General features: G+C 72.4%; 17 protein-coding genes and 1 pseudogene. 16 read left to right on the plus strand and 2 right to left on the minus strand.

The window, feature by feature from the left end; all coding sequences use genetic code 11:
- Window positions 1–2: 2 nt before the first annotated feature.
- From ACSUPV_RS08640 to ACSUPV_RS08710, 15 genes and pseudogenes are all read left to right on the plus strand, one after another.
- On the plus strand, window positions 3–1,637 hold the full coding sequence (locus ACSUPV_RS08640; RefSeq protein WP_037759116.1) for an acyl-CoA dehydrogenase family protein: 1,635 nt from the start codon (window positions 3–5) through the stop codon (window positions 1,635–1,637).
- Window positions 1,638–1,882: 245 nt separating this feature from the next.
- Complete coding sequence (locus ACSUPV_RS08645; protein WP_037759259.1) at window positions 1,883–3,160, plus strand: GAF domain-containing protein; 1,278 nt, start codon at window positions 1,883–1,885, stop codon at window positions 3,158–3,160.
- 163 nt (window positions 3,161–3,323) lie between these two features.
- Entirely contained in the window at window positions 3,324–4,649 is a 1,326-nt protein-coding gene (locus ACSUPV_RS08650) for a hypothetical protein (RefSeq protein ID WP_436947245.1), read from the plus strand.
- Between the two features lie 366 nt (window positions 4,650–5,015).
- Window positions 5,016–5,588 carry a GNAT family N-acetyltransferase gene (locus ACSUPV_RS08655; protein ID WP_031119447.1) on the plus strand — a complete coding sequence of 191 codons (573 nt, stop codon included), beginning with the start codon at window positions 5,016–5,018 and terminating at the stop codon, window positions 5,586–5,588.
- A gap of 126 nt (window positions 5,589–5,714) precedes the next feature.
- Window positions 5,715–5,798, plus strand: a complete 84-nt coding sequence (locus tag ACSUPV_RS08660; RefSeq protein WP_311241247.1) for a putative leader peptide — start codon at window positions 5,715–5,717, stop codon at window positions 5,796–5,798.
- Between the two features lie 131 nt (window positions 5,799–5,929).
- The gene (locus ACSUPV_RS08665; protein WP_031119448.1) at window positions 5,930–7,627 is read left to right on the plus strand and encodes a nitrite/sulfite reductase; all 1,698 of its coding nucleotides are present in this window, start codon (window positions 5,930–5,932) and stop codon (window positions 7,625–7,627) included.
- A complete protein-coding gene (locus ACSUPV_RS08670) occupies window positions 7,624–7,803 on the plus strand; it encodes a hypothetical protein (protein WP_037759109.1) in 180 nt (59 codons plus the stop codon). Before ACSUPV_RS08665 ends, ACSUPV_RS08670 begins: the two co-directional genes overlap by 4 nt.
- Window positions 7,800–8,510: a phosphoadenylyl-sulfate reductase gene (locus tag ACSUPV_RS08675; RefSeq protein ID WP_031119450.1), complete on the plus strand. Its 711-nt coding sequence runs from the start codon at window positions 7,800–7,802 to the stop codon at window positions 8,508–8,510. Before ACSUPV_RS08670 ends, ACSUPV_RS08675 begins: the two co-directional genes overlap by 4 nt.
- Complete coding sequence (cysC, locus tag ACSUPV_RS08680) at window positions 8,507–9,085, plus strand: adenylyl-sulfate kinase (RefSeq protein WP_078650679.1); 579 nt, start codon at window positions 8,507–8,509, stop codon at window positions 9,083–9,085. Before ACSUPV_RS08675 ends, cysC begins: the two co-directional genes overlap by 4 nt.
- The gene (cysD, locus tag ACSUPV_RS08685) at window positions 9,082–10,020 is read left to right on the plus strand and encodes a sulfate adenylyltransferase subunit CysD (protein WP_031119452.1); all 939 of its coding nucleotides are present in this window, start codon (window positions 9,082–9,084) and stop codon (window positions 10,018–10,020) included. Before cysC ends, cysD begins: the two co-directional genes overlap by 4 nt.
- 2 nt (window positions 10,021–10,022) lie before the next feature.
- Window positions 10,023–11,357 carry a sulfate adenylyltransferase subunit 1 gene (locus ACSUPV_RS08690; RefSeq protein ID WP_031119453.1) on the plus strand — a complete coding sequence of 445 codons (1,335 nt, stop codon included), beginning with the start codon at window positions 10,023–10,025 and terminating at the stop codon, window positions 11,355–11,357.
- A gap of 223 nt (window positions 11,358–11,580) precedes the next feature.
- The gene (locus ACSUPV_RS08695; protein ID WP_037759107.1) at window positions 11,581–12,684 is read left to right on the plus strand and encodes an ABC transporter substrate-binding protein; all 1,104 of its coding nucleotides are present in this window, start codon (window positions 11,581–11,583) and stop codon (window positions 12,682–12,684) included.
- 36 nt (window positions 12,685–12,720) lie between these two features.
- Window positions 12,721–13,509 (plus strand): ABC transporter ATP-binding protein, encoded by a 789-nt coding sequence (locus ACSUPV_RS08700; RefSeq protein WP_037759105.1) that lies wholly within the window; start codon window positions 12,721–12,723, stop codon window positions 13,507–13,509.
- Entirely contained in the window at window positions 13,496–14,389 is an 894-nt protein-coding gene (locus ACSUPV_RS08705) for an ABC transporter permease (protein WP_436947246.1), read from the plus strand. Before ACSUPV_RS08700 ends, ACSUPV_RS08705 begins: the two co-directional genes overlap by 14 nt.
- A 3-nt stretch (window positions 14,390–14,392) precedes the next feature.
- A pseudogene (locus ACSUPV_RS08710) lies at window positions 14,393–15,132 on the plus strand (sirohydrochlorin chelatase).
- Window positions 15,133–15,160: 28 nt separating this feature from the next.
- Here the strand turns inward: ACSUPV_RS08710 and ACSUPV_RS08715 are convergent.
- A complete protein-coding gene (locus tag ACSUPV_RS08715) occupies window positions 15,161–15,985 on the minus strand; it encodes a GvpL/GvpF family gas vesicle protein (protein WP_382615423.1) in 825 nt (274 codons plus the stop codon).
- Window positions 15,986–16,102: 117 nt separating this feature from the next.
- On the opposite strand from ACSUPV_RS08715, the gene ACSUPV_RS08720 reads away from it, so the two are divergent.
- Window positions 16,103–16,963, plus strand: coding sequence for a transglutaminase-like domain-containing protein (locus ACSUPV_RS08720; RefSeq protein ID WP_359789030.1), 861 nt, complete (start codon window positions 16,103–16,105; stop codon window positions 16,961–16,963).
- On the opposite strand, the gene ACSUPV_RS08725 is transcribed toward ACSUPV_RS08720, so the two are convergent.
- On the minus strand, window positions 16,929–17,483 hold the full coding sequence (locus ACSUPV_RS08725; RefSeq protein WP_436947247.1) for a DUF1697 domain-containing protein: 555 nt from the start codon (window positions 17,481–17,483) through the stop codon (window positions 16,929–16,931). The two genes, ACSUPV_RS08720 and ACSUPV_RS08725, sit on opposite strands and share 35 nt — an antisense overlap.
- Window positions 17,484–17,490 lie beyond the last annotated feature (7 nt).

The raw sequence follows: 17,490 nt of genomic DNA on the forward strand, positions 1-17,490 counted from the left end.
GCATGGCTGGCAGCACCCACTCCGTGACGAACCAGGTCCCACCGCTGGTCGGGTACGACGTCTTCTCCGCCGACCGGGCCCTGGCCGCCGCGGTCGAACGGCACCTGGAGCCGGAGCTGCGCGAGGAGGTGCTCGGCGAGCTGTCGGCCCTCGGGCGGACCTCCGGCTCGGCCCAGGTGCAGGAGTGGGGGGCGCAGGCGAACGAGAACCCGCCCCGGCTGCGCACGCACGACCGGTACGGTCACCGCGTCGACGAGGTGGAGTTCCACCCGGCCTGGCACCGGCTGCTCGGCAAGGGCGTCTCGGCCGGTATGACCGCGGCCTGGGGAAGGCCCGCTGGGCATCTGCGGCGGGCCGCCGCCTTCGTGGTGTGGACGCAGGTCGAGGCCGGCAACGGCTGCCCGCTGTCGATGACGCACGCGGCGGTGCCCGCCCTGCGCGCGGAGGCCGACCTGGCCGCCGAGTGGGAGCCGCGGCTGACGTCCATGGTCTACGACCGTGAGCTGAGGCCCGCGCACCTCAAGGCCGGGGCGCTGTTCGGGATGGGCATGACGGAGAAGCAGGGAGGCAGCGACGTACGGGCGAACACCACGTCCGCGCGGCCCCTCGCCGAGGACGGGGCGTACGAGCTGACCGGGCACAAGTGGTTCTGCTCGGCGCCGATGTCCGACGGTTTCCTGGTGCTGGCGCAGGCCCCGGAAGGGCTGACCTGCTTCCTGGTGCCGCGGGTGCTCCCGGACGGCACGCGCAACGTGTTCCTGATCCAGCGGCTCAAGGACAAGCTCGGCAACCGGTCGAACGCCTCCGCCGAGGTGGAGTTCGACGGGACCTGGGCGCGCCGGGTCGGCGAGGAGGGGCGCGGGGTGCGCACCATCATCGAGATGGTCGCGGCGACCCGGCTGGACTGCGTGCTGGGCTCGGCGGGGCTGATGCGCCAGGCCGTGGCGCAGGCGGTACATCACTGCGCGTACCGCGAGGCCTTCGGCGGGAAGCTCGTCGACAAGCCGCTGATGCGCAACGTCCTCGCCGATCTGGCGCTGGAGTCGGAGGCGGCGACGACGCTGGCGCTGCGGCTCGCGGCGGCGTACGACGACGGCGGCGAGCAGGAGCGGGCGCTGCTGCGGATCGCGGTGCCGGCCGCCAAGTACTGGGTGACCAAGCGGTGTCCGGCGGTCGCGGTGGAGGCGGCGGAGTGCCTGGGCGGCAACGGGTACGTCGAGGAGTCGGGGATGCCCCGGCTGGTGCGCGAGTCGCCGCTGAACTCGATCTGGGAGGGCGCGGGCAACGTCCAGGCGCTCGACGTGCTGCGGGCGTTGCAGCGGGAGCCGGGGGCGCTGGACGCGTACCTGAGGGAGGTCGGGCAGGCGCGCGGCGCCGATCACCGGCTCGACGGTGCCATCAAGAACCTGCTGACCGAACTGGCCGATCTGGAGGGCGTGGAGGGCCGGGCGCGGCGGCTCGCGGAGCGGCTCGCGCTGGTGCTCCAGGGGTCGCTGCTCGTCAGGTTCGCGCCACCGCAGGTCGCCGACGCGTTCTGCGCGGCCCGGCTGGGCGGCGACGGGGGCGCGGTCTTCGGGACGCTGCCGCACACGCTGGACCTGGCGTCGGTGGTGGAGCGGGCCCGGCCGGTGTCCTGATCCGGGTACGCGGGAGCGGGGGTGGTGCTGCGCCGACACGGCACCACCCCCGCAGCACTGGCCCGTTCGAGCCACTGAACGCCGCTCGGGACGGCGCCGCTCAAGTTTCGGCCACAGCCGGGCCGTCCACCAGGGTTGCAGGGGGTTGCAACTTGCTGCCGACTGTGGGCGGACTGGGGCGCGCCCCACCGGGCAGGCGGCACTATGAGACACACAGTCAGAAACCAGTCGGGGGGCGCATGCGCATGGACGTCACGCACCTGGCCGCCGTGGACACCACGCGTGCGGCCCGGGTCCTCAGCGAGGTCCGTTCCGCCCGGCTCTCCGGGCAGCCCGCTCCGGTGCCGCCGCGCCCCGTGATCGAGCAGTCCTGGGAGCGCATGCTGCGCAGCGGCGTCGACCCGGACCACGACTTCCGGGCGGATCTGCTCTCCCGCGAGGAGGTGCAGCGGCGGCGCGAGACGTCGGCGCTGCGCCATGTGCTGCCGGTGCTGCGGGAGGGGCTGCTGGCGGCGGCGGACGTCGCCCACCACATCATGGTCGTGGCCGACGAGGAGGGCCGGGTGCTGTGGCGCGAGGGCAGCGCGCCGGTGCTGCGCAAGGCCGACGGGCTCGGGTTCGAACTCGGCGCGGACTGGCGTGAGGACGTCGTCGGCACGAACGGCGTGGGCACCCCCGCGGTGGTGCGCCGGCCCGTGCAGGTCTTCGCCTCCGAGCACTTCGTGCGCTCCCAGGCCGGCTGGACGTGCGCGGGCGCTCCCCTGACGGATCCGCGGGACGGGCGGCTGCTCGGCGTGGTCGACGTGAGCGGCCCGCTGGAGACGATGCATCCGGCCACGCTCGCCTGGGTCGACTCGGTCGCCAAGCTGGCCGAGGCCCGGCTGCGGGAGATGCACCTGGAGTCGCTGGAGCGGCTGCGCGCGGTGGCGGCGCCGGTGCTGGCCCGCCTCGGCGGGCGCGCCCTGGTCGTCGACCCGGTCGGCTGGACCGCCGCGGTCGCCGGGATGCCGTATGTGCGGCGCGTCGCCCTGCCGAAGTCGCCGTCGGCGGGCCTGAGATGGCTGCCGGGGCTCGGGCTGTGCTCGCTGGAGCCGCTGGCCGGGGGCTGGCTGGTGCGGGCCGCCGCCGACGAGCCCGCGCCGCGCCGGGCGACCAGGATCGTGCTGGACCTCAGACGGGCGCGCCGCTGGTCCGTGACGGTCTCCGGCGGGGCGGGTTCCTGGGCGCGGGAACTGAGCCCGCGGCACGCCGAGTTGCTGTACCTCCTCGCCCTCCACCCCACCGGGCGCAGCGCGGCGGGTCTGGCCGGGGACCTGTTCGGCGACCCCGCCCGCACGGTGACCGTGCGCGCCGAGATGTCACGGGTCCGGCGGTATCTGGGAGCGCTCTTGGAGCACCGGCCGTACCGGTTCGCCGAGGACGCGGAGGTCGAGGTGCTGCTCCCGGACGACCCGCGCGATCTGCTGCCCCACTCGACGGCACCGGCGGTGGCCCGGCAGCGCACGTCCGCACCGGCGCCCTGACCGCCCTCGGAGCCACTCCGCGGGGTGCGTCTTTCGCATATTTGCGGGGTCTTCGTCCGCCGCCCCGCCCACCTGCCGTAGCATCCCCCTACGGGCCACCCCACCTGCTCCTCCGTCAACGTACGGACCAACAGGCGCAGTTGACCCGCCTCGGGAGGACGGTATGAAGCATCGCGGCAGACACCGGCGGCGCAGGGCGCTGCGCGCGACCCTGGCCGGGACGGCCCTCGCGCTCACCGCCGCCGCCACTGCGATCAGCGCCTCGCAGGCCACCGTCGCCGACGCCGAGGGGGCGCTGCAGCCGATCGGCGTGTCCACCGCGGCCGGGCGGCTGCCGCTGGCCGAGCACCGGGTGCCCGAGCGGTGGCTGGACCGGCTGGCCTCGGAGATGGGCCGGCCCGTCGGCGTGGCCACGGTGCTGGACGACGCCGACCGCCCGCTGCGGAACGTGGCCGGCTGCTCGACCGCCGAGAAGCGCACCCTGCCGGTCGAACCGGCGGCCACGCGCGCGTACTGCTTCGACGCGGCCGACACCCGGGGCTGGCGGCCCGGCGCGGTCACCACCTCGGGCGACGCGGACGACGACGGCCGCTGGGGCGAGCACCGCGTGATCCTGTCCGGCTGGACCCGCGGCGGCGTCGGGGGCGGCTCGATGGACGGCCCGGCCCCCGAACAGGGCCTGGCCAAGGTCGCCTTCGTCGACGCGGACGACTCCGCCCGGCTCCGCTACGACTGGGCCCTGCTGGCCGTCCCGGTGGACGGCGGGCGGGACTACCGGGGGCTGGTGTCCCCGCTGTCCGGCATGGTCTGGTACCAGGACAAGCTGCTGGTGACGACCCGCGAGGACGACCGGGACGCGCTGTACGTGTACGACATGGACCGCATCCAGCGCGCCACCGTCGAGTCCGACGCGGTCGGCCGGGTGCGCGGCGGCTGGGCGGCGCACGGCTCCCGGTACGTGCTGCCCGCCGTGGGTTCCTACACCCTGCCCGGCGGCGCCGGCGTGCCCCGCCCGGCGGCCGTCTCCCTGGACCGCAGCACCTCCCCCGACAGCCTGGTCGCGAGCGAGTGGGTGCCCGCCGACGCCGACCGGCGCACCCGGCTGTGGCGCTACGCGCTGAGCCGGGACCCGGCGAGGTCCGGTCTGCTCGCCACCGGCTCCGGTGGGCGCGCGAATCCGGTCGAGGCGTACGAGACGGGGACGGCCGACGTCCGGGGCGTGCTGGCGTACCGCTCGGGCTGGTACCTCGACCGCGCCCCGGGCAGCCCGGACGGGCACGGGACGTTGTGGCGCCAGGACGCCGGGAGCGCGCGGGCGACGGAGTGCGGGACCGACGAGACCCGCCACTGCTGGAGCGGCGGGTCCGGTTCGCTGTCCCACGGGTCCGGTTCCCTGTCGTACTGGGAGGAGACCGGGGAGGTCTGGTCCCAGTCCGGGCGGATGCTGTTCGCGCTGCCGTTGGCCTCGATCGACAGGGCGCTGGGCTGACGGGCACCGGCCCGGAGCAGCCGATCGACAGAGGCGCCGGGCCGACCGACGGCGGTCCGGACCGACCGATCGACATGGCGCCCGGCCGACCGACAGCGCACCGGACCGACCGATCGACATGGCGCCCGGCCGACCGACAGCGCACCGGACCGACCGATCGACACGGCGCCCGGCCGACCGACAGCGCACCGGACCGACCGATCGACACGGCGCCCGGCCGACCGACAGCGCACCGGACCGACCGATCGACACGGCGCCCGGCCGACCGACAGCGCACCGGACCGACCGATCGACACGGCGCCGGGCCGGCCGGCGGCGGACCGGACCGATCGACAGACCGGCGGGCCGGATGATTGTCTGACCCGCATGACCACCATCGCCGTGACCACCTGGTCCCTGGAGCAGACCGCGCCGACCGACCTGCTGCCGGCCGCCGCGCCGGAAGGGGACGTCCGGATCGTCCGCTCCGAGGTGCCCTCGCCCGAGTTCAGCCGGTTCCTGTACGCGTCGGTGGGCGGCGACATCCGCTGGACGGACCGGCTCGCCTGGTCGTACACCCGCTGGCTGGAGCATCTGCAGCGGCCGGGTGTGGAGACGTGGGTGGCGTACGACCGGGGCACGCCCGCCGGGTACGTGGAGCTGGAGGCGCAGGACGACGCGGTCGTGGAGATCGTCTACTTCGGGCTGCTCCCCGCCTTCCGGGGCCGCCGCATCGGCGGGCACCTGCTGTCGTACGGCACGGCCCGGGCCTGGGACCTCGCCGACCGCTGGGCGGGACTGACCCCGACGAAGCGGGTCTGGCTGCACACGTGCAGCAAGGACGGCGAGCACGCGATGGACAACTACCAGCGCCGGGGCTTCAAGCTGTTCGACACCAAGGTCGAGGAGGAGCCGGAGGCCCCCGCTCCGGGGCCGTGGCCTGGGGCGTTCCCTGTCTGACCTGGCCGGACACCCCTGAGCGGGCCGATGTGACCAAGGACACCCTTGTCTTGCTCTGCGAGACAAGGGTGTCCGCATCTTGGACGAAGCTGGACTGTGTCCAGATCGCCGTGACACGCTTCCGTCATGTCTGGAACTGGAATCGCCTTGGTGAGTCGACGGCACGTCGACCTCGGCCGCATGTCCAGCGCCATCTGTCCGGCGCACTGAGAGCACTCAGCACGCGCCCGACATCCCCCTTTCTTCGTCTCGTTCCTGCGCAATGACGCGCACGTATGCCCATGCGCCCGCACGCGCAGGTCAGAGCCGCTTTCCCGCCTGTCCCGAAGGACGTATCAACCATGGCCGCCACCCCGCAGAAGCCTGCCGCCGCGACTCCCCGCCGCAAGGTGAGCCGTCACCGCGGTGAGGGCCAGTGGGCCGCGGGACACTTCACCCCGCTGAACGGCAACGAGCAGTTCAAGAAGGACGACGACGGTCTCAATGTGCGGACACGCATTGAGACGATCTACTCCAAGCGGGGCTTCGACTCGATCGACCCGAACGACCTGCGCGGCCGGATGCGCTGGTGGGGCCTGTACACCCAGCGCAAGCCCGGGATCGACGGCGGCAAGACGGCGATCCTGGAGCCGGAGGAGCTGGACGACGAGTACTTCATGCTGCGCGTCCGCATCGACGGCGGGGCCCTGACCACCCGGCAGCTGCGGGTCGTCGGCGAGATCTCGCAGGAGTTCGCGCGCGGCACGGCCGACATCACCGACCGGCAGAACGTCCAGTATCACTGGATCCGGATCGAGGACGTGCCCGAGATCTGGAACCGGCTGGAGGGCGTCGGCCTCTCCACCACCGAGGCCTGCGGTGACACGCCCCGTGTGGTCATCGGCTCGCCGGTCGCGGGCATCGCCGAGGACGAGATCGTCGACGGCACCCCCGCCATCGAGGAGATCAACCGGCGGTTCATCGGCAGCAAGGAGTTCTCCAACCTGCCGCGCAAGTTCAAGACGGCGATCTCCGGCTCCCCGCTCCTCGACGTCGCGCACGAGATCAACGACGTCGCCTTCGTGGGCGTCGTCCACCCCGAGCACGGCCCCGGCTTCGACCTGTGGGTCGGCGGCGGGCTGTCCACCAACCCGAAGATCGGCGTCCGGCTCGGCGCCTGGGTGCCGCTGGACGAGGTCCCGGACGTCTGGGCGGGCGTGATCGGCATCTTCCGCGACTACGGCTACCGGCGCCTGCGCACCCGCGCCCGCCTGAAGTTCCTGGTCGCCGACTGGGGCGCGGAGAAGTTCCGCCAGGTGCTGGAGGACGAGTACCTCAAGCGCAAGCTGGTCGACGGCCCCGCGCCCGCCCAGCCGCTCCAGCGCTGGCGCGACCACATCGGTGTCCACCGGCAGAAGGACGGCCGCTTCTACGTCGGGTTCGCCCCGCGCGTCGGCCGGGTGGACGGCACGACCCTGACGAAGATCGCCGACCTCGCCGAGGCGCACGGCTCGGGCCGCGTCCGGACCACCGTCGAGCAGAAGATGATCATCCTCGACGTCGAGGAGGCGCAGGTCGACTCCCTCGTCGAGTCCCTGGAGGCGCTGGACCTCACGGCCAAGCCCTCCCCGTTCCGGCGCGGCACCATGGCCTGCACCGGCATCGAGTACTGCAAGCTGGCCATCGTCGAGACCAAGGCGCGCGGCTCCCAGCTGATCGACGAGCTGGAGCGCCGCATCCCGGACTTCGACGAGCCGATCACCATCAACATCAACGGCTGCCCGAACGCCTGCGCCCGTATCCAGGTCGCGGACATCGGTCTCAAGGGCCAGCTGGTCCTGAACGACCAGGGCGAGCAGGTCGAGGGCTACCAGGTGCACCTCGGCGGCGCCCTCGGTCTGGAGGCCGGCTTCGGCCGCAAGGTGCGCGGCCTGAAGGTCACCTCGGACGAGCTGCCGGACTACGTCGAGCGCGTCCTGAAGCGTTTCCAGGCCGAGCGCGAGGACGGCGAGCGGTTCGCCACCTGGGCCGCCCGTGCCGACGAGGAGGCCCTGTCGTGAGCGAGCGAGCGGCCCCCTTCTACTGCCCCTACTGCGGCGACGAGGACCTGCGGCCCAGCGAGGAGGGGCACGGCGCGTGGGAATGCGCGGCGTGCAGTCGGGCCTTTCAGCTGAAGTTCCTGGGGCTGCTGGCCCAGGGAGTGAAGCGATCCGAGACCGGAGGGGCACAGATATGACGACGGTTCAGGAAGAGCGCACCACCGACGAACTGAAGGCGCTCGCCGAGCAGGCCGGCCGCGACCTGGAGGACGCCTCCGCGCTGGAGATCCTCCAGTGGGCCGCCGAGACGTTCGGCAAGCGCTTCTGCGTGACCTCCTCGATGGAGGACGCGGTCGTCGCCCATCTCGCCTCCCGGGCGATGCCCGGCGTCGACGTCGTCTTCCTCGACACCGGCTACCACTTCGAGGAGACCATCGGCACGCGTGACGCGGTGGACGCCGTGATGGACGTCAACGTCATCACGCTCACCCCGCGCCAGACGGTCGCCGAGCAGGACGCCGAGTACGGCCCGAAGCTGCACGACCGCAACCCCGACCTGTGCTGCAAGCTCCGCAAGGTCCAGCCGCTGGAGGAGGGCCTGAAGGACTACCAGGCCTGGGCGACCGGTCTGCGCCGCGACGAGTCCCCGACCCGGGCGAACACCCCGGTGGTCGGCTGGGACGAGAAGCGGCGGAAGGTCAAGATCTCGCCCATCGCCCGCTGGACCCAGGACGACGTGGACGCCTACGTCACCGAGCACGGCGTGCTGACGAACCCGCTGCTGATGGACGGCTACGCCTCCGTCGGCTGCGCCCCCTGCACCCGGCGGGTGCTGGAGGGCGAGGACGCGCGCGCCGGCCGCTGGGCGGGCCGCAGCAAGACCGAGTGCGGGCTGCACGGATGACGACGACTCAAACGCCCCAGACGATTCAGGAGACCGACGTGACGACCGGAGCCACCGTCTGGCTCACGGGTCTGCCGAGCGCCGGCAAGACCACCATCGCCCACGAGCTGGCCGGCCGACTCCGCGCCGAGGGCCACCGCGTCGAGGTGCTCGACGGCGACGAGATCCGCGAGTTCCTCTCGGCGGGCCTCGGCTTCAGCCGCGAGGACCGGCACACCAACGTGCAGCGCATCGGCTTCGTCGCCGAACTGCTCGCCCGCAACGGCGTGCTCGCCCTCGTCCCGGTCATCGCGCCCTACCAGGACAGCCGGGAGGCGGTGCGCAAGCGCCACCAGGCGAACGGCACGGCGTACGTCGAGGTGCACGTGGCGACCCCGGTCGAGGTGTGCAGCGAGCGGGACGTGAAGGGCCTCTACGCCAAGCAGGCCGCGGGCGAGCTCACGGGGCTCACCGGCGTCGACGACCCGTACGAGGAGCCCGCGTCGCCCGATCTGCGCATCGAGTCGCAGAACCAGACCGTGCAGGAGTCCGCGGCGTCGGTGTACGCCCTGCTCAGCGAAAGGGGACTGGCATGACGACGACCGTCGCTGCGGTCGAGGAGGGCACGGACAGCCCGTACGCCCTCTCCCACCTCGACGCCCTCGAGTCCGAGGCGGTGCACATCTTCCGCGAGGTGGCGGGCGAGTTCGAGCGGCCGGTGATCCTGTTCTCCGGCGGCAAGGACTCCATCGTCATGCTGCACCTGGCACTGAAGGCCTTCCGGCCGGCGTCGGTGCCGTTCTCCCTGCTGCACGTGGACACCGGGCACAACTTCCCCGAGGTCCTCGACTACCGGGACCGCACGGTCGCCCGGCACGGGCTGCGGCTGCACGTCGCCTCCGTGCAGGACTACATCGACCGCGGTGTGCTCAAGGAGCGCCCGGACGGCACCCGCAACCCGCTGCAGACGCTGCCGCTGACCGAGAAGATCCAGGCGGAGAAGTTCGACGCCGTCTTCGGCGGCGGGCGCCGCGACGAGGAGAAGGCCCGGGCCAAGGAGCGGGTGTTCTCCCTGCGCGACGAGTTCTCCCAGTGGGACCCGCGCCGCCAGCGCCCCGAGCTGTGGAACCTGTACAACGGCCGGCACGCGCCCGGCGAGCACGTGCGCGTGTTCCCGCTGTCCAACTGGACCGAGCTGGACGTGTGGCAGTACATCGCCCGCGAGGGCATCGAGCTGCCGGAGATCTACTACGCGCACGAGCGCGAGGTGTTCCGGCGCGGCGGCATGTGGCTCACCGCCGGTGAGTGGGGCGGGCCGAAGGACGGCGAGACCGTCGAGAAGCGGCTGGTGCGCTACCGCACCGTCGGTGACATGTCCTGCACCGGCGCGGTGGACTCCGACGCCGACACGATCGAGAAGGTGATCGTGGAGATCGCCGCCTCCCGCCTCACCGAGCGCGGCGCCACCCGCGCCGACGACAAGATGTCCGAGGCCGCGATGGAAGACCGCAAGCGCGAGGGGTACTTCTAGAGATGAGCACGATCACGACCGAGGAACTCTCGGCCACCACCCTGCTGCGGTTCGCCACCGCCGGTTCCGTCGACGACGGCAAGTCCACCCTGGTGGGCCGGCTGCTGCACGACTCCAAGTCGGTCCTCACCGACCAGCTGGAGGCCGTGGAGCGCGCCTCCGCGAGCCGGGGCCAGGAGGCGCCGGACCTCGCGCTGCTGACGGACGGCCTGCGCGCCGAGCGGGAGCAGGGCATCACCATCGACGTGGCGTACCGCTACTTCGCCACGCCCCGGCGGCGGTTCATCCTCGCCGACACCCCCGGACACGTGCAGTACACGCGGAACATGGTCACCGGCGCCTCCACCGCCGAGCTGACGGTGATCCTGGTCGACGCCCGCAACGGCGTCGTCGAGCAGACCCGCCGGCACGCCGCCATCGCCGCCCTGCTGCGCGTGCCGCACGTGGTCCTCGCGGTCAACAAGATGGACCTCGTCGGCTACGAGGAGAAGGTGTTCGCGGCCATCGCCGAGGAGTTCACGGCGTACGCGACCGAGCTGGGCGTCCCGGAGGTCACCGCGATCCCGATCTCGGCGCTGGTCGGCGACAACGTGGTGGACCCGTCCTCGCACATGGACTGGTACGGCGGCCCGACCGTGCTGGAGCACCTGGAGACGGTGCCGGTCAGCCACGACCTGAGCCACTGCCACGCCCGGCTGCCGGTGCAGTACGTGATCCGGCCGCAGAGCGCGGAGCACCCGGACTACCGGGGCTACGCCGGCCAGATCGCCGCCGGCTCCTTCCACGTGGGCGAGGAGGTCACGGTGCTGCCGTCCGGCCGCACCTCGAAGATCTCCGGCATCGACCTGCTGGGCGAGCCGGTCGACGTCGCCTGGACGACGCAGTCGGTCACCCTCCTGCTGGAGGACGACATCGACATCTCGCGCGGCGACCTGATCGTGCCGAGCAAGGACGCCCCGGCGACCACGCAGGACATCGAGGCGACGGTCTGCCACGTCGCGGACGCGCCGCTGACCGTCGGCCACCGGGTGCTGCTCAAGCACGGCACGCGCACGGTCAAGGCGATCGTCAAGGACATCCCGTCCCGGCTCACGCTCGACGACCTGTCCCTGCACCCGCACCCGGGACAGCTCGTCGCCAACGACATCGGCCGGGTGAAGGTCCGTACCGCCGAGCCGCTGCCGGTCGACTCCTACGCCGACTCGCGGCGCACCGGCTCGTTCATCCTGATCGACCCGAACGACGGCACCACCCTGACCGCGGGCATGGTCGGCGAGTCCTTCGCCGCCCCGGAGCCCGTCAAGGACGAGGCCGACGACGACGGGTGGGACTTCTGACATGAGTGCCCCCGACTTCTACTCCATGTTCGCGAAGGAGGGCGGCCGCGTCGGCAGCGGTGCGCTCGGCAGCGGGCAGGGCGGAGTGGCGCGATGTGTGCGCTGACGTACGCGCACTGCCCGCGCGCCCGCACCCCCCACCGCCGTAGACGAAAACCCGCCGACCACCCGGCCACGACCTGATCGGACCGTGACCGCCGGGCCTCCGAGAGGAACACCTCCCGTGCCTGCATCACCCGCCCTCCGCCGCGGCCTCGCGGTCCTGGCCGCGCTGCCCCTGCTCGCGCTGGCCGCCTGCGGCTACGGCTCCCAGGCCAAGGACGACGGCACCGCCGAGGTCGCCGCCGGGGCGAAGAAGATCCAGGGCCTCGACACCGTCAAGATCGGCTACTTCGGGAACCTCACCCACGGCACGGCGCTGGTGGGCATGGAGAAGGGCTTCTTCCAGAAGGCCCTGGGCGCCACCAAGGTCGAGCCGGCCGTCTTCAACGCCGGCCCCTCGGAGATCGAGGCGCTCAACTCCGGCTCCATCGACATCGGCTGGATCGGCCCGTCCCCGGCGATCAACGGCTACGTCAAGTCGGGCGGCAAGAACCTGCGCATCATCGGCGGTTCGGCCTCCGGCGGCGTGAAGCTCGTGGTCAACCCGGACAAGATCAGGTCCCTGAAGGACGTCAGGGGCAAGCGGATCGCGACCCCGCAGCTCGGCAACACGCAGGACGTGGCGTTCCTCAACTGGGCCGCGGAACAGGGCTGGAAGGTCGACCCGCAGAGCGGCAAGGGCGACGTCACGGTCGTCCGCAGCGACAACAAGGTCACCCCGGACGCCTTCAAGGCCGGGTCGATCGACGGCGCGTGGGTGCCGGAGCCGACCGCCTCGAAGCTGGTCGCCGAGGGCGGCAAGGTACTGCTCGACGAGTCGACGCTGTGGCCGGACAAGAAGTTCGTGATCACCAACGTCATCGTGCGGCAGGAGTTCCTGAAGAAGTACCCGAAGGTCGTCGAGGCCGTGCTGAAGGGCTCGGTCGAGACCAACAAGTGGATCAACGCCAACCCGGACGCGGCGAAGGAAGCGGCGAACAAGCTGCTGGAGCAGGAGACCGGCAAGGCGCTGCCCGCCGATGTGCTGGACCCGGCGTGGAAGTCGATCCGGTTCACCGACGACCCGCTGGCCTCCACCCTCAACACCGAGGCCGAGCACGCCGTGAAGGCCGGACTGCTGGAGCAGCCGGACCTGAAGGGCATCTACGACCTCGCCCCCCTGAACAAGGTCCTCAAGGCCGAGGGCGAGCCCACGGTCGACGACGCCGGTCTCGGCGCCCGGTAAGCCCGCATCCCGATCAGTTCCCAGGAGGTGACGACCATGGCCACGACCCTCGCCAAGGCCGCCGACGGCACCGAGGCGGCCACGCACGCCGCCCGGATCGAACACGTCTCGAAGTCGTTCGCGGGCCCCGCCGGGCAGCAGCTCGTTCTGGACGACATCACTCTCGATGTCGCGCCCGGCGAGTTCGTCACCCTGCTGGGTGCCTCGGGCTGCGGCAAGTCCACGCTGCTCAACCTGGTGGCGGGCCTGGACCGGCCGACCGCCGGCGAGATCACCACGGACGGCCGCCCGGCGCTGATGTTCCAGGAGCACGCCCTGTTCCCGTGGCTGACCGCGGGCAAGAACATCGAACTCGCCCTGAAGCTCAGGGGCGTGCCGAAGGCCGAGCGCCGCGGCCGGGCGGAGGAGCTGCTGGAGCTCGTCCGTCTGAAGGGCGCGTACGGCAAGCGGGTGCACGAGCTGTCCGGCGGTATGCGCCAGCGCGTCGCCCTGGCGCGGGCGCTCGCCCAGGAGAGCCGGCTGCTGCTGATGGACGAGCCGTTCGCGGCGCTCGACGCCATCACACGGGACGTGCTGCACGACGAGCTGACCCGCATCTGGCGCGAGACGCAGCTGTCCGTCCTGTTCGTCACGCACAACGTGCGCGAGGCGGTCCGGCTGGCGCAGCGCGTGGTGCTGCTGTCCTCCCGTCCGGGGCGCATCGCGCGCGAGTGGACCGTCGACATCCCGCATCCGCGCCGCATCGAGGACACCGCCGTCGCGGAACTGTCCGTCGCGATCACCGAAGAACTGCGTGGGGAGATCCGCCGTCATGGCCAGCACTGATTCGACGACCGTCGCCAAGGACGGCAGCGATCTCGCCGGACTGGAGGCGGGCCTCGACGCGCTGGAGACGCGGCAGACGAGCCGGACCCCGCTCCGGCAGACCTTCACCCAGAAGATCCTGCCGCCCGTCCTCGCCGTCGCGCTGGTGCTGGCGGTCTGGCAGGCGCTCGTCTCGTTCAAGGTCGTCGACGACCCGACCAAGCTGCCCGCGCCCTCCGCGGTGTGGGACGTCGTCCACACCGCGTGGCTCCAGGGCGAGCTGCTCGGCTACATCTGGACCAGCGTCTCGCGCGGCCTGCTCGGCTTCTGCTTCGCGCTGCTGATCGGCACGCCGCTGGGCCTGATCGTGGCCCGGGTGAAGTTCGTCCGCGCGGCGATCGGCCCGATCCTGTCGGGGCTGCAGTCGCTGCCGTCGGTCGCCTGGGTGCCGCCCGCGGTGATCTGGCTGGGCCTGAACAACTCGATGATGTACGCGGTGATCCTGCTCGGCGCGGTCCCGTCGATCGCCAACGGCCTGGTGTCGGGCGTCGACCAGGTGCCGCCGCTGTTCCTGCGCGCCGGCCGCACGCTGGGCGCCACGGGCCTGAAGGGCACCTGGCACATCGTGCTCCCCGCCGCGCTGCCCGGTTACGTGGCGGGCCTGAAGCAGGGCTGGGCCTTCTCCTGGCGCTCCCTGATGGCCGCCGAGATCATCGCGTCCTTCCCCGACCTCGGCGTCGGCCTCGGCCAGTTGCTGGAGAACGGCCGCAACGCCAGCGACATGGCGATGGTCTTCGAGGCGATCCTGCTGATCCTGATCGTCGGCATCGCGATCGACCTGCTGATCTTCAGCCCGCTGGAGCGGTGGGTGCTGCGCAGCCGCGGACTGCTGGTGAAGTGACCCATGACCGACAGGCCTGTCCTCCTCGTCATCGCCCACGGCAGCCGTGACCCGCGGCACGCCGCGACGGTGCACGCCCTGGTGCGCCGGGTGCGCGCGATGCGCCCCGGTCTCCGGGTGGAGACCGGCTTCCTGGACTTCAACGTGCCGTCCGTGCAGGGCGTGCTGGAGTCCCTGGCGGTGCAAGGCGTCCGTGACGTGGTCGCCCTCCCCCTCCTGCTCACCCGGGCGTTCCACGCGAAGCGGACATCCCGGCGGTCCTCGCGGACGCGCCCCCGCAGCTGAGGATCCGCCAGGCGGAGGTCCTGGGCCCGTCCCCGCTGCTGCTGGCGGCGCTGGAACGGCGCCTGTACGAGGCGGGCCTGACGCCCGCCGACAAGTCCTCGACCGGGGTCGTCCTGGCCTCGGCGGGGTCCACCGACCCGGAGGCGATCGCAGTGATCGCAGATATCGCGCGGGAGTGGCGGCACACCGGTTGGTGCGCCGTGCGACCTGCGTTCGCCTCCGCATCCCTTCCCCGCACGGAGGACGCCGTCCGTGAACTCCGCGCCCTCGGCTGCTCCCGCGTGGCCGTCGCGCCCTACGTCCTCGCCCCCGGCTTCCTCCCGGACCGCATCGCGCGGGGCGCGGCGGAGGCGGACGTCCTGGCGGATGTGCTGGGGGCGGCGCCGGAGGTGGCGCGGGTGCTGCTGGAGCGGTACGAGGCGGCCGGCGTACCGGCGTTGGCGGCCGTGAGCGCCTGACGCACGGCACCTTCGAACCCCGACGCGGTCACGCGGCCGGCTCCTCGTCCGGTTCCGGTTGGAGGGCGAAGGAGTACGGGGCCCAGGGGCCGGTGACCTTCACGCGGAGGCCGGGGACGCCCTGGGCTGCCGCGAGCAGGCCCGTGCGGAAGGCGTCCACGCGGTCCCTGGGGACCAGGTAGGCGTCGTTGCCGACGTTGGTGCCGGGGGCGGAGCCCGCCAGGCTGCCGCGTTCGGGGGTGTGGGCGACGCGGTCGACGGAGAGGGCGGCGGCGGTCTCGGTGAGGCGGGCGGCGGCCTGGGCGACCGTACGCCAGGCTTCCTCGTTCCGGCGTTGTCTGCGGCGGCGGATCGACAGGTAGGCGCGGCCCACACCAAGGCCGGTGGCCGGGTCCGGTGCGGTCTCTGTGCCGGGTGCGGGCGGGGTGATGTCCGGGGTGGCGTAGATCTTGACGCCGAGTTCCACATGGCCGGTGAGGCGGTCGAGCAGGGAGAGGAAGTACCCGCGCCGGGTGTCGAGGGCCCGGCGGGCGCTGATTTCGTCGGGGTAGACGGTGGCGAGGCGCAGGGGCAGGACGGCGGCGCCGGAGGCGACCAGCGCGGCCACCACGGCGTGGTGGGAGCGGACCGTGGACTCCAGCCAGTCGAGGTCGTGGAGGTGGGCCTCGAGGGGCGCCTCGTCGTAGTCGGCGGCCGGGACGTGGCCGACGGCGAAGGCGAGTGGCGATGTGGTCGTGGCCGGGTCCACCAGGTGGACGGGCTCTCCGGCGATCCCGCGCAGGGACGCCACCGCCGCGTCGGCCTCGGGGGTGCGGCGCAGGACGGCGTAGGCGTAGACGAGGTCGACCGTCACGGTGCGATTCCTCTCGCGAGACTGCGTTCTCGTGCCGTCCGTAGGTACGGGGACGGTGACCGGAGCGTTCAGGGAGGGGTTGACCTTGCCCCTGGGGCAGGGGCGAGCGTCTCGCCCATGGACGACGACCGGTATCTGAGGCAGACGCCGTACAGCGATCCCGGCCGCCTCGACACGAGGGGGCTGCCCCGCGAGCCGCGCCGGCTGGCGGCGATGGTGCGGGGCCTGATCATCCACCGCGGGGAGGGCGGACTCCTGGGATACACCATCCCCGAGGAGCGGCTGCACCATGACGCCGAGTCCCGCTACGTCACGGAGATCCTGCGGATCCTGCGGGAGCGCGGGGACGGCCCGCTGACCGAAGAGCGGGCGCCCGAGGGGCGGTTCGTGGGGACGTGCCGGGACTTCTCGCTGCTGCTGTGCTCGCTGCTGCGGGCCACGGGGACGCCCGCGCGGCTGCGCTGCGGTTTCGCCACGTACCTGGCCGACGGCTGGTACGAGGACCACTGGGTCACCGAGTACCGCGCCTGCGACGGGAGGTGGCGGCTGGCCGACGCGCAGGTCCACGCGGGGTACGACGTGCCGTTCGACCCGATGGACGTGGAGCGGGACGCCTTCCTGGTGGCCGGTGACGCCTGGCGGGCGTGCCGTGCGGGGCGGGCGGATCCCATGGACTTCGGACTGAGCGGCGTCGACCGGTTGAGGGGGCTGTGGTTCGTGTGGGGCAACGTGGTGCGCGACCTGGCCGCCGTGAACGGCGTCGAGCTGCTGCCGTGGGACGGCTGGGGCCCCGAGTTCCTCGGCCGGGCGCCCCTCACCGCGGACGACCTCCGGGCGGCGGACGCCGTCGCCGCGTCCGGTCCGCGGCGGCTCACGGGGCACGCGCGCCTGTCCGTGCCGGCCGAGATCACCTCGTACTCGCCGTACCTCGGGGACCGGGTGGTCAGGCTGCGGGCGCCGTCATCTCCGCCAGCTTGACCACCGTGTTCCAGTTGCGGGTCGTGGCGATCACGCCCTTGGTGACGCGCGGCTTGGACAGTTGCTCGGCCAGCTTGGAGCGGCCGAGGCCGTTCGGGGCGTACAGGTACAGGGCGCGGTCGCCGAGGCGGAACTCCTCGGGCAGAAAGGCCGCCTGGTCGATCGCCGCGAAGCGTTCGGGGGTGACGGGCGCGGAGAGGTAGGTGACGTGGAGTTGCCTGGGTTCCAGGTCGGCGGCCGGGAACGGGCACGCTTCGACGATCGACTCCAGGTAGGCGTGGTCGCGCACGATCACGTCGACGCCGAAGCCGAAGTGCTGCTCGACGGCGTGCGTGATCTCGGCGGCCAGGGACTCCTCGTCGCCGTGGTCCGAGGAGAAGACGGCCTGCCCGCTCTGGAGGTAGGTGCGTACGTCGCCGTAGCGGAGGTCCGTCAGGAGCGTGCGCAGAGCGGCCATGGGGACCTTTCTGCTGCCGCCCACGTTGATCCCGCGCAGCAGGGCCGCGTATGTGGTCGTCATCCGCTCA

Origin of the sequence: Streptomyces sp. SudanB52_2052 (genome assembly GCF_964272415.1) — a bacterium.
In the GTDB taxonomy this organism is placed as follows: Bacteria; Actinomycetota; Actinomycetes; order Streptomycetales; family Streptomycetaceae; genus Streptomyces; species Streptomyces olindensis.

Coding starts and splice junctions, on each gene's coding strand:
- ACSUPV_RS08640 (WP_037759116.1), top strand. CDS start 3: ATGGCTGGCAGCACCCACTCCGTGACGAACCAGGTCCCACCGCTGGTC.
- ACSUPV_RS08645 (WP_037759259.1), top strand. CDS start 1,883: ATGGACGTCACGCACCTGGCCGCCGTGGACACCACGCGTGCGGCCCGG.
- ACSUPV_RS08650 (WP_436947245.1), top strand. CDS start 3,324: ATGAAGCATCGCGGCAGACACCGGCGGCGCAGGGCGCTGCGCGCGACC.
- ACSUPV_RS08655 (WP_031119447.1), top strand. CDS start 5,016: ATGACCACCATCGCCGTGACCACCTGGTCCCTGGAGCAGACCGCGCCG.
- ACSUPV_RS08660 (WP_311241247.1), top strand. CDS start 5,715: ATGTCTGGAACTGGAATCGCCTTGGTGAGTCGACGGCACGTCGACCTC.
- ACSUPV_RS08665 (WP_031119448.1), top strand. CDS start 5,930: ATGGCCGCCACCCCGCAGAAGCCTGCCGCCGCGACTCCCCGCCGCAAG.
- ACSUPV_RS08675 (WP_031119450.1), top strand. CDS start 7,800: ATGACGACGGTTCAGGAAGAGCGCACCACCGACGAACTGAAGGCGCTC.
- cysC (WP_078650679.1), top strand. CDS start 8,507: ATGACGACGACTCAAACGCCCCAGACGATTCAGGAGACCGACGTGACG.
- cysD (WP_031119452.1), top strand. CDS start 9,082: ATGACGACGACCGTCGCTGCGGTCGAGGAGGGCACGGACAGCCCGTAC.
- ACSUPV_RS08690 (WP_031119453.1), top strand. CDS start 10,023: ATGAGCACGATCACGACCGAGGAACTCTCGGCCACCACCCTGCTGCGG.
- ACSUPV_RS08700 (WP_037759105.1), top strand. CDS start 12,721: ATGGCCACGACCCTCGCCAAGGCCGCCGACGGCACCGAGGCGGCCACG.
- ACSUPV_RS08705 (WP_436947246.1), top strand. CDS start 13,496: ATGGCCAGCACTGATTCGACGACCGTCGCCAAGGACGGCAGCGATCTC.
- ACSUPV_RS08720 (WP_359789030.1), top strand. CDS start 16,103: ATGGACGACGACCGGTATCTGAGGCAGACGCCGTACAGCGATCCCGGC.
- ACSUPV_RS08725 (WP_436947247.1), bottom strand. CDS start 17,483: ATGACGACCACATACGCGGCCCTGCTGCGCGGGATCAACGTGGGCGGC.